Annotated in this window: 12 protein-coding genes; 5 read left to right on the forward strand and 7 right to left on the reverse strand. The window is 56.2% G+C overall.

Translation table 11 applies throughout. From position 1 onward, the window contains the following. Window positions 1-139 precede the first annotated feature (139 nt). From ahcY to SIB38_RS02980, 4 genes are all read right to left on the reverse strand, one after another. Window positions 140-1,525: an adenosylhomocysteinase gene (gene ahcY, locus SIB38_RS02965; RefSeq protein WP_294115354.1), complete on the reverse strand. Its 1,386-nt coding sequence runs from the start codon at window positions 1,523-1,525 to the stop codon at window positions 140-142. Window positions 1,526-1,593: 68 nt separating this feature from the next. After that, window positions 1,594-1,911, reverse strand: coding sequence for a hypothetical protein (locus SIB38_RS02970; RefSeq protein ID WP_168591227.1), 318 nt, complete (start codon window positions 1,909-1,911; stop codon window positions 1,594-1,596). 438 nt (window positions 1,912-2,349) lie between these two features. Beyond that, the gene (locus SIB38_RS02975; protein WP_412551311.1) at window positions 2,350-2,730 is read right to left on the reverse strand and encodes a hypothetical protein; all 381 of its coding nucleotides are present in this window, start codon (window positions 2,728-2,730) and stop codon (window positions 2,350-2,352) included. 124 nt (window positions 2,731-2,854) lie between these two features. Beyond that, window positions 2,855-3,130 (reverse strand): hypothetical protein, encoded by a 276-nt coding sequence (locus SIB38_RS02980; protein WP_412551312.1) that lies wholly within the window; start codon window positions 3,128-3,130, stop codon window positions 2,855-2,857. Between the two features lie 104 nt (window positions 3,131-3,234). Here SIB38_RS02980 and SIB38_RS02985 point away from each other — a divergent pair, with 104 nt between their 5' ends. Both SIB38_RS02985 and SIB38_RS02990 read left to right on the forward strand, forming a co-directional pair. Next, complete coding sequence (locus tag SIB38_RS02985) at window positions 3,235-3,798, forward strand: hypothetical protein (RefSeq protein ID WP_412552013.1); 564 nt, start codon at window positions 3,235-3,237, stop codon at window positions 3,796-3,798. Between the two features lie 30 nt (window positions 3,799-3,828). After that, window positions 3,829-4,320 (forward strand): N-acetyltransferase family protein, encoded by a 492-nt coding sequence (locus tag SIB38_RS02990; RefSeq protein WP_412551313.1) that lies wholly within the window; start codon window positions 3,829-3,831, stop codon window positions 4,318-4,320. Window positions 4,321-4,324: 4 nt separating this feature from the next. Here SIB38_RS02990 and SIB38_RS02995 read toward each other — a convergent pair whose 3' ends face one another. Then, window positions 4,325-4,780 (reverse strand): Lrp/AsnC family transcriptional regulator, encoded by a 456-nt coding sequence (locus SIB38_RS02995; RefSeq protein WP_412551314.1) that lies wholly within the window; start codon window positions 4,778-4,780, stop codon window positions 4,325-4,327. A 155-nt stretch (window positions 4,781-4,935) separates the two neighbouring features. Between SIB38_RS02995 and SIB38_RS03000 the strand changes: the two genes are divergently transcribed. Continuing rightward, the gene (locus SIB38_RS03000) at window positions 4,936-5,982 is read left to right on the forward strand and encodes a Glu/Leu/Phe/Val family dehydrogenase (RefSeq protein ID WP_412551315.1); all 1,047 of its coding nucleotides are present in this window, start codon (window positions 4,936-4,938) and stop codon (window positions 5,980-5,982) included. 310 nt (window positions 5,983-6,292) lie between these two features. On the opposite strand, the gene SIB38_RS03005 is transcribed toward SIB38_RS03000, so the two are convergent. After that, entirely contained in the window at window positions 6,293-6,847 is a 555-nt protein-coding gene (locus SIB38_RS03005) for an ActR/PrrA/RegA family redox response regulator transcription factor (RefSeq protein WP_164643671.1), read from the reverse strand. Window positions 6,848-6,921: 74 nt separating this feature from the next. Next, on the reverse strand, window positions 6,922-7,551 hold the full coding sequence (locus SIB38_RS03010; protein ID WP_412552014.1) for an SCO family protein: 630 nt from the start codon (window positions 7,549-7,551) through the stop codon (window positions 6,922-6,924). Between the two features lie 84 nt (window positions 7,552-7,635). On the opposite strand from SIB38_RS03010, the gene regB reads away from it, so the two are divergent. Both regB and SIB38_RS03020 read left to right on the forward strand, forming a co-directional pair. Continuing rightward, window positions 7,636-9,021 (forward strand): sensor histidine kinase RegB, encoded by a 1,386-nt coding sequence (gene regB / locus SIB38_RS03015; protein ID WP_412551316.1) that lies wholly within the window; start codon window positions 7,636-7,638, stop codon window positions 9,019-9,021. 211 nt (window positions 9,022-9,232) lie between these two features. Further along, window positions 9,233-10,627 carry a PAS-domain containing protein gene (locus SIB38_RS03020; protein ID WP_412551317.1) on the forward strand — a complete coding sequence of 465 codons (1,395 nt, stop codon included), beginning with the start codon at window positions 9,233-9,235 and terminating at the stop codon, window positions 10,625-10,627. Window positions 10,628-10,674: the final 47 nt, after the last annotated feature.

A 10,674-nucleotide genomic window follows, 5' to 3' on the forward strand; every position in this document is an offset into this window, starting at 1 on the left:
ATCCGGGACGCCGCTCTCAAATTCAGTCTCTTAGACTTTTTGTGATTTGCCTAGCAAGCAGCACCGCTTTTCGCGTTCGACCGAAGGGAGAGGCAGCGAATAATCGGTTCCTTGCAATCACAAAAAGAAGCAACCAAGCTTAATAGCGGTAGTGCTCCGGCTTAAACGGACCGTCAGTGCCAACACCGATGTAGTCCGCCTGCTCCTTGCTGAGTTTGGACAGTTTCGCGCCCACTTTCGCGAGGTGCAGCGCCGCCACTTTCTCATCCAGATGCTTGGGCAAGATGTAAACCTCGTTCTTGTACTGCTCGCCTTTGGTGAACAGCTCGATCTGCGCCAGCACCTGGTTGGTGAAGCTCGCGGACATCACAAATGACGGGTGACCGGTGGCGTTGCCAAGGTTCAACAGGCGGCCTTCAGACAGCAGGATCATGCGGTTGCCAGATGGCATCTCGATCATATCCACTTGCTCTTTGATGTTGGTCCACTTGTGGTTCTTCAGGTTCGCCACCTGAATTTCGTTGTCGAAGTGGCCGATGTTGCCAACAATCGCCATGTCCTTCATCTCGCGCATGTGCTCGATGCGGATCACGTCTTTGTTGCCGGTGGTGGTGATGAAGATATCCGCGGTCGCCGCTTCGTCTTCCAGCGTGGTCACTTCAAAACCGTCCATCGCCGCCTGCAGAGCACAGATCGGGTCAACCTCGGTCACCTTCACGCGCGCGCCCGCGCCGCGCAGCGAAGCCGCAGAACCTTTGCCCACGTCGCCATAGCCACAAACAACCGCCACTTTGCCGGCCATCATGGTGTCGGTGGCGCGGCGGATGCCGTCTACCAGGCTCTCTTTACAGCCGTATTTGTTGTCAAACTTGGACTTGGTCACAGAGTCGTTCACGTTGATCGCAGGGAAGGGCAGCTCGCCCTTTTTCACCAGGTCATACAGACGGTGCACACCGGTGGTGGTTTCCTCAGACACACCCTGGATCGCATCACGGGTCTTGGTGAACCAGCCTGGGCTCTCCGCCATACGCTTGGCGATCTGCTTGTGAATGACTTCTTCTTCCTCAGAACCCGGCACGCCGAGGTCTTCGCCCGCTTCCGCCTTGGCACCAAGCAACACATAGAGTGTCGCATCGCCACCATCGTCGAGGATCATGTTCGGGCCTTCCGGGAACAGGAAGCTCTTGTCCAGATAGTCCCAGTGCTCTTCGAGGCTCTGACCTTTGATCGCAAACACAGGAATGCCTGCTTTGGCAATCGCCGCCGCCGCGTGGTCCTGTGTGGAGAAGATGTTGCAGCTCGCCCAGCGCACGTCCGCGCCCAGCTCCACCAGCGTTTCAATCAGAACCGCGGTCTGAATGGTCATGTGCAGCGAGCCAACAATGCGCGCACCGGCCAGTGGTTTCTTATCGCCATACTCTTCGCGCAGCGCCATCAGGCCCGGCATCTCGGTTTCGGCAATATCCAGTTCCTTGCGGCCAAACTCGGCCAGGGAAATGTCTTTAACAGTGTAATCGGTCGCCATTGCGCCCAGCTCCTTACGGGTTTGCTTTGGCGACCAGATAACACTCAGAAGGCCTTTCTACAACGTTACTAGCCTTCGATTCCTTCAGGCGGCAGCACCGCCTCTTGCTGAAACCAGTCTGTTCCGGCGGCCAGGATGCAGGACACCCCCTGCGCATTGGTCATGATCACCGTAAATGTCCCGGTTTTCTCTGATGACCACACTTCCAGCATCGTCATCTTATTGTCGTGGCTGCCTTGCAGCCCGCCAGCCACCATGGCTTCAGCGTATTTGCTCTGCAAACGCTTCACCACGAGGTCTCTGTCCGCACATCCGGCGGCGATCGCCGGTGGGGCTGCTGCGGCCATGCCAAACAGCAGGGCTGCTCCAACTATTCTCTTAAACATAGCGCTCTCCTTTCTCGCGCAGATTGGCCCATTGGGCGCAATACATTGAGGTTTGGAGAGGGGGACACGCGGGAGGAAGCCGATGTAGAAACGTGCCCCCCTCGCTAGTAACGTCGGTATCGCGGTGCGCTTTTTCAAAACACGCCTGATCACGTTGTTTTGTGGCAGCACGTGATCCCGACTACAAAATAGGGTGCGCCTCAAATATGGCCAAAATGTGGCGGCGCCTCATTTTGCAGCAAACAGCCCTATCCGAAGGTCAGACTCCCCTGACTGTTAAGACATTCGTAACCAAGGTATAAGAAACCTTTATTTGTTAGGTTTTTGGTCATGAATTTCCCGCCACTAAGGGCCATGTTTCGGTCTGCTTTCTTCATCCCTGCCGTCTTGCTGATGGGCACTGTTATCGTACTCGTGAGTTCGGTTGTTTCCGTCCAACTATGACGGCAATCGTTCAAAGTCCGATTTCATCCGCGCCAGCGGTGGACGGGGTGTGCCTGGGAGCAACATTGTGTCCAGATACTTCGGGTTTGCCCAATCATCCCAAGCCCTGAGCCCAAAGCAGGCACAAAGGAACTTAGTGACATTACGTCCACCAAAGATTTCTGTGCCGATGAACCCAACTTTGCGCGCGGCTTGGAGGTCTACAAAGCTTTCAATTGGCAAAATCGGCGCGCTGCTGACCCTTTGCCATTCCGGCATTCTAAAGCTGTCCGCCGTGACAAACTGCACTGAAATCACGTCCCTCTGATCCAGTTCTTCGACGTGACTATGCTCGTGCAGCGGCACCATCGTAAAGGCACAGAGATAGCTTCCCATTGCATCAGCTTCGTAAGACAACACTTGGGCAACAACACAAAAGCCCTCAAGCAACTCAATGGAAAATATTTCACCGGGCAAGACTGGCTCACCTCCCGGGAACCAATCCCTCACGGCATAGGCTTCAATGCCCCGTGAGTCCACGCTCTTGATAGATCCAATCGACGAGGACCTTCCAAGGTACCAATTCATCCGGTCTCTCACAAAACAGATCAGCAACCGTAACAATCTGGGTCTCCGCATCAATTTCCAAAACAATTACATTGCCGGTCCATGACGTCTCGCCTTTTTCAAAGAATTGGTTGGTTAAAAATCGCACCAACCAACCGGCGTTGTCTTCGCTAAATTCAATGAGCAGGTACTCTTGCGCTACCTTGGACAGCATAATGAGTTCTTTCACAAATTTTCCTCTGCCAATAAACTCTTTACCGAGGCAGGGAGCAAGTTGTTGCACCTCGGATAAAGTGAACGGGAGGCACCCCTTTGGCACGAGCATGGCAGCGTATGTTGTCCGGTCGCAGGCTGGACCTGCTGGACCCCACCCCTGTGGACATCGAAATCGAAGACATCGCCCACGGGCTGGCCTTTGTGGCGCGTTGGAACGGCCAAACCCACGGTGATTTTGCCTATTCCGTGGCCGAGCATTCCCTGCTGGTCGAAGAGCTTTATGGTCGGATGTACAAATCCGCCACGCCCAAAACCCGCCTGACAGCCCTACTACATGACGCGCCGGAATATGTGATTGGCGACATGATTTCTCCGGTGAAAGCCGCCGTAGGTCCGGGGTATGAAACGCTCGATGATCGATTGATGGCCGCAATCCACATCCGCTTTGGCTTGCCTGCTGAAACGCCCAAACGGCTTAAGGCGCACATCAAAAAGGCAGACAAAATCTCCGCCTGGATGGAGGCCACACAGATCGCCGGCTTCTCCGTGCCTGAGGCCAACAAACTGTTTGGCGTGCCAGACCCGAAAATCATCGACGGCCTGTCCATCCACCTGCGCCCCCCTGTGGAAGTCCGCACCGACTACACCACCCGCGTTGAATCCCTTCTGGCCGCCTTTTAGGCCAATTTAGTCTCTGATATCGAGTTATCCATGTCCCAAATCACCATCCAAAAAGGCAGCACTGTAGACCTGCGCCAAACCGCGGACCTGCTCAACGAAATCATCGCCATTGGCGGGACCACTGCGATCACCAAGCCAATGTCACGCACCGACTTGGAAGGCTGGCTGATGGCCAATCAGGACTGCAGCACATGGCATGTGGCGATGACGGACGACGGCACACTTCAGGGGTTCCAATGGATCGGCCCTTGGGGGGATCTGCCACCCGAAGCCTGTGGCATTGGCACATTTGTGAAAGCCGGCCGCACGGGTCTGGGCATTGGTTCCAAACTTTTTGAAGCCAGTGTGACTGCCGCCCGCGCTATGGGCTACACATGGATGGACGCCGAAATCCGCGCCGATAACGAAGGCGGTCTGGCCTACTACCAAAGCCGGGGCTTTGAAAACTACAAACGCAACAACGGCGTTGTATTGGAGGACGGCACCGAAGTGTCAAAAATCCACAAGCGGTATGATCTTTGAACGCTTACATCGCCGGTAACACGTCCCGCCGCACCAAGGCCCGCAGGGCGAAGTTACTGCGCATATTGCGCACGCCTTTCACCTTCATCAGCCGATGCTCCAGAAACGCATCAAACGCGTCCAAATCTGCCGCCACCACGCGCAACAAGAAGTCCCGCGATCCGGTCATGAGGTAACACTCCATGACCTCTTCAAACGCGCTCACCGCACGCTCGAAGTTTTTGATTTCGTCGGCCCCCTGCGCCTCCAACTCCACCGACACAAAAATAGTGACCGGCAGGCCAATTTTACGCGGATCCACCCGCGCGCCATAGCCGGTGATCACCCCATCCGCCTGCAGCCGCTCCAACCGCCGCGCACAGGGCGTGGCCGACAGACCGACCTGCTCTGCCAGCTCCCCAATCTTCATGCGCCCGTCCAACTGCAACGCTCTCACGATTCTACGATCAATGGCATCCATAGGGAAAATCTCCAAAAATTAACCATATTCGACGCATTATCTCCAGAATTCACCCGTCCGCATAGGTGCATTTGGAGAAAACCTCTGTCCATCCTGTGTCAATTTGCCGCCACTTCGCGCCTGGGACACAGCGACAAGAACAAAGGAAACGTCCAATGCAAATCACCCGCCTGGCCACACCAACCCATGAAACCGTTTTGCGCGTACATGACGCCAGCATTGGCCTCACCGGTTTTATTGCGGTGCATTCGACCAAACTTGGCCCGGCCGCGGGTGGCCTACGGATGCGTCCTTACGAGAGTGAAGACGCGGCCTTGACCGACGCGCTGCGCCTGTCCGAGGGCATGACCTACAAAAACGCCGCCGCGGGCCTGCCCTTGGGTGGCGGCAAGGCCGTCATCATCGGCGACGCCTCGGCCAAAACCTCCGCACAGCTGCTGACCTTCGCCCGCGCCATCAACACGCTCGAAGGCGACTACTGGACCGCCGAAGACATGGGCATGAGCCCATCGGACATGGCGCTTTTGGCCACCGAAACCAAATTTGTCGCTGGCCTGCCAGACGGCCCACACGCCTCCGGCGATCCCTCCCCAATCACGGCGCGCGGCATCTTTGACTCGATCAAAGTCACCGCCAAACATCAATTTGGCAGCGAAGATCTGACCGACCGCACCGTCGCCATTCAGGGCCTGGGTCACGTTGGCACTTATCTTTGCGACTTCCTGCACAAGGCTGGCGCCAAGCTGATCCTGGCAGACATCAATGCCAAACGCGTCGCAGAACTTGCACAAAAATACGACGCCCAAACCGCTGGCCCAGATGAGATTCTGACCGTGAAGGCAGACATCTTTGCCCCCTGCGCGATTGGCGCCATCCTGAACGCGGACAGCATTGCCAAGCTCAACGTCACAGCCGTTTGCGGCGGCGCCAACAACCAGCTGGCCACCGCTGAGGACGGTGCCCGCCTGCATGCGCGCGGCATCCTCTATGCGCCGGACTTCGTCGCCAACGCGGGCGGTATCATCAACGTTGCCACCGAAGTGCTCGCCATCGACAACCGGGCCGCGTATGTCGACGAGAAGCTGGCCGCGGTGGAAAACACGCTCGACCGCATCTTTGCCCGCGCCAAAACCATGGATTGCAGCCCGGCGGATGTGGCTGTGGCCATTGTGGACGAGATGCTGGCGGACAAAGCCGCCTAAACCATAACCCCACGATAATCGTCCCCTCTCCTGGGAGGGACGTTCCGGTTCTTTTGGAACCCACTGCCCGGCCAGTGTGGCCGGGTTTTTCACGTTTTGGGTTTTCGGGCTGTATCTGATGTCACGGGAAGGCAACCATTCTGGATGGTGCCAATCCCCGAACCGGATCGATTGGTCAGCCAATCAATTCCCCAAAACGCATCAAACCCGGCCACTTGGGCCGGGTTTGTTAACACTTGGCGCACCTCCGCAAAACAGTCGTGATACCGACACGATACCGACGTTGTTTTGGACGCGCTCCGATCTGGTCTTAACGCGGCGAGCGCTTCGCCAAAATCCGCTGCAACGTCCGACGGTGCATGTTCAGCCGACGTGCGGTTTCGCTCACGTTCCGATCACAGAGTTCATAGACCCGCTGGATATGCTCCCAGCGCACACGGTCCGCACTCATCGGGTTTTCCGGCGGCGGTGGCAGCTCATCCGGCCCGCTCAAAAGCGCATTCATCACATCCGTCGCATCCGCTGGTTTGCTGAGGTAATCGGTCGCCCCAATTTTCACCGCAGCCACCGCAGTCGCAATCGCGCCATAGCCCGTCAGCACCACAACTCGGCTGTCCGCCCGTTTTTCACGAATGACCTCAACAACGTCCAATCCATTGCCATCACCAAGCCGCAGATCCACCACGGCGTAGGCAGGTGGACGGGCTGTGGCAATCGCTTGCCCGGCCGCAACGGACCCGGCCGTCTCCACCTCAAAACCGCGTTTTTCCATGGCCTTAGCAAGACGGCGCAGAAACGGCTCGTCGTCATCTACCAACAGAAGTGATTTGTCCGGCCCGATCTCCGACAGCGCGTTTTCCGTCATGTGCCTGTTCCCCACTGCGTGTTTGGACAAGTATTAGCGTCCCTGGTGTGTTGGGTCAAACAGACCCAATGCCACTAAATATTGTCTACGAAACAGGCGACCGTTTCGGCCATTTTTTCAGGAGTCACATCGCGGCGGAAGTACTCAACAAAGCCGTGCTCAGGCAGCGTCAAATAGGTGAAGGTCGAGTGATCCACGAGGTAATACTCGTCATCGCCATCTTCCGGCGCCTGTTTCTTGTAGTAGGTGCGGTAGGCCTGGCTGGCTTTCTTCACCTGCTCCAAAGACCCGGTCAGGCCAATCATGCGCTCATGCACGTAACCGGAATAGTCCTTCATCACTTCCGGCGTATCCCGCTCCGGATCGATGGTGATGAACACAGGCGTCACGATCTTGCCGTCTGCTTCAAGAATATCAACAGCTTCTGCGTTCCGCGTGTTGTCCAACGGACAGACATCCGGGCAGAACGTATAGCCAAAATAGACCAGTGACGGTTCGGTCAAAACATCCTTGTCCGTGACAGTTTCCCCGTCCCCGTTCACCAGCTCAAACGGCCCCCCAATCGCGCTGGTGCCACCGGCAACCTGACCTTGACGGCATTGCGCAAACTGATCGCCATCACCGCTGCCACGGCTCACATACCACATGCCAGCAAGTGCAAAGATCGCTACAAACGCGGCCACAGCCGCCACCATCCGAACCATCTCAAACCTCATCAAGTTTAGTTGCGGGAGTTGGCGTTGAGACCTATCAAGGTTGCGCAAAGACACAAGCGGAAAGGCCCCAAAATGACGGATTTGTCAGGCGCATTGCTTAATACAAATCGTCGCAGCAACTGGATCCGCCTGCGCACGTTCATCATGCTGCGCTGGATTGCCATTTGCGGCCAGATTGTTGCGCTTCTGGTGGCGCAATTCGGCTTCGGATTAGAGCTGTACTATGGGCTCTGCTACATGGCGGTTGGCGTCTCGGTCACCGGCAACCTGATCGCGACCTTTGTCTTCCCCGAAAACAGGTTGCTCACCGAAAAAGAGAACATGGCGATGTTGCTCTTTGACGTATTGCAACTCGGCTTCCTGCTGTTTTTGACCGGTGGGTTGCACAACCCGTTTTCCTTCCTGGTTGTTGCGCCTGTCTCCATCGCCGCTTCCTTAATGCCAATCCGCTCAGCCCTATTTCTGGGCGGTCTGACCATCGTATTAGTCACTGCCTTGCTGGAGTTTCATATCCCCTTACGTACGCAGAACTTTTTCATCCTGCGCGTGCCGGATGTCTTCCTCTTTGGCAACTGGGCCGCAATTGTCATCGCCTTGTTTTTCTCGTCGCTCTACTCCCGCAGGGTTGTGTCTGAAATGTCCTCCATGGGTGAGGCTCTGGCCGCCACTCAGATGGCCTTAGCCCGCGAACAAAAACTCACTGACCTCGGCGGCGTTGTGGCCGCAGCGGCTCATGAGTTGGGCACGCCTTTGGCAACGATCAAACTCACCAGTGCGGAATTGATGGAAGAGTTGGAGGATAACTCAGACCTCTACGAAGACGCTGCATTGATCCGTCAACAAGCCGACCGCTGCCGAGACATCCTGCGCTCCATGGGGCGCGCCGGGAAGGACGACTTGCACCTGCGAAAAGCGCCTCTGTCCACTGTGATCGAAGAAGCCGCCGAACCTCACATGGGGCGGGGAAAAGAGATCATCTTTGACCATTTTGACCTGCTGGACGGACCGGAAATCCTGCGCCGCCCAGAAATAATTCACGGCCTGCGCAACCTGATTCAAAACGCGGTCGATTTTGCCAAAACCTCTGTCTGGGTTGAAACCGAGTGTTCAACTGAGTCGGTCTCTGTCCGTATTCTGGATGACGGCCCTGGGTATCCACCACACCTTATTGGGCGAATTGGCGATCCTTTCGTCCGCTATCGTAAATCGGCGAGGGACATTAAGAAGCGTCCTGGGTATGAGGGTATGGGTCTTGGTCTATTTATTGCCAAGACACTGCTGGAACGGTCCGGCGCTGAGATAAGTTTTGCCAACGGAATCAGCACACTAGGAGACAGGTCCGCCGAAACCGGCCCGCGCGGCGCTGTTGTCGAAGTGATTTGGCCGCGGGCAAAAGTTGATGCCGCCATGAACGCCTCTGCAATTGGAAAAGGTGACAATCCATTACATCAGTCTTAACCCCGCGAACGCATAGTCTTGAAAAAAGTGCAATTTTGAGTAAGCTATTTGGGTAATCTAATTACGTACTCCTCGTTGTTTCCAAATAACTATGGGGATCACCATGTTTGTATTCAGTGCCCTATTTTTTGCGCTTTTGGTTCTTTCAAGCCTCGCAACCGCCGCAGTGGTCAGACAATCCCGCGGCTCGCTTTCGCAGACCATCTTTCCCTTGGACGAGCCATCGCCTCCGTCACAGCAGGTTGCTCGCTTCCTGTTTCGCGCGGGAACCTTGGTTGACGCCAATACAGCCGCCCTTCGCTTGTGCTCGGAAACACCAACTGAGCGCTTCGATTGGGAAGCCCTGCGCAAAAAACTCTCAGCCAGTTTTCCCGATTTCCCCTATGCGCAAGGCTCTGCCCAGGAGCGGGATGTGACCGTCCTCAAATCCAATGATCCCAATGACGCCTCAATTGTCACTTTGGATCAATGGAACGATGTCGCTCGCGTGACATTGGAACAGGACAACGCCCCGGACATGGCTCGCCGCACTGCGATTTTGCAGGCGATGTTTCAGGCACCCAATCCCATTTGGAAGATCAACGCAAAAGGCGTGATTGTTTGGCGCAACACCGCCTACAAATCCCTTGGAGCGACACTTGGGTTTGCCCCAGACACCCAAGCACTTTTTGACACCTCAACCCTTTCGCCAGGCGATCCACCTTTGCGCTTCAAACTCTGCCGTCCGGACGGCTCCCTTGCCCACTGGTTCAACGTGACCGCCGTACATGCCGGCCCAGACATCATGTTCTATGCCACCGAAGCGGATGCAGAAGTTTCTGCGCAGGACGCCCGTCGCAGCTTTGTGCAGACTTTTTCCCAAACCTTCGCGCAGCTTTCCACAGGACTCGCCATCTTTGATCAAAACCAACGTCTGGTTTTGTTCAATCCGGCGCTCACCGAACTGACCGGTTTGTCCGTCGACTTCCTTACCAACCGCTGCGATCTCTTTTCCTTTTTTGATCAGCTGCGGGAACACCATGTGGCACCAGCCCCGAACGGCCAGACGGATTGGCGCGCACAGGTGTCCCGAATCGTAGAGGAAGCTCAAATCGGCAATTACAGCGAGACTTGGACGCTGCCGACCGGCGTGACTTACAAGGTGACGGGTCGCCCCCATCCGGATGGCGCGCTGGTTTTTTTGGTCGAAGACATCACCGCAGAGATCACCGTCACCCGCCGCTTTCGCAGTGAGTTGGAACAGGTCCAAAGCGTTCTGGACACCGTTGAAAGCGCGCTGATCCTCTTTTCCCCAACCGGCCAACTGCGCATGTGCAACCAGGCCTATCGCGATCTGTGGAAAAGCGACCCGGAGCGGACCTTTGCCGAATACACCTTCCACGATGCGCTCCAGCATTGGCAGGCGGACTGCCAGCCGTCTCCTGTTTGGGGCAAATTAAAGAAGCGGATTCTCTCAACTTCTGATCGCAGCGCATGGTCCGCGTCCGTCTCCAAGACAACCGGCGAAGTCCTGACTGTGGAGGTCACACCTGTTGCAGGCGGGGTCACGCTGTTAACATTTAAGGAAATCAGTCCGGCTGGCGTGCCACTACCCTCGGCGCACTAACTCCCAAACCCGCTTGCAGGTCACGGGCCGCGTTTTTACTGTGGCGC

The sequence above is a fragment of the Shimia sp. MIT910701 genome (assembly GCF_047126315.1).
In the GTDB taxonomy this organism is placed as follows: domain Bacteria; phylum Pseudomonadota; class Alphaproteobacteria; order Rhodobacterales; family Rhodobacteraceae; genus Shimia.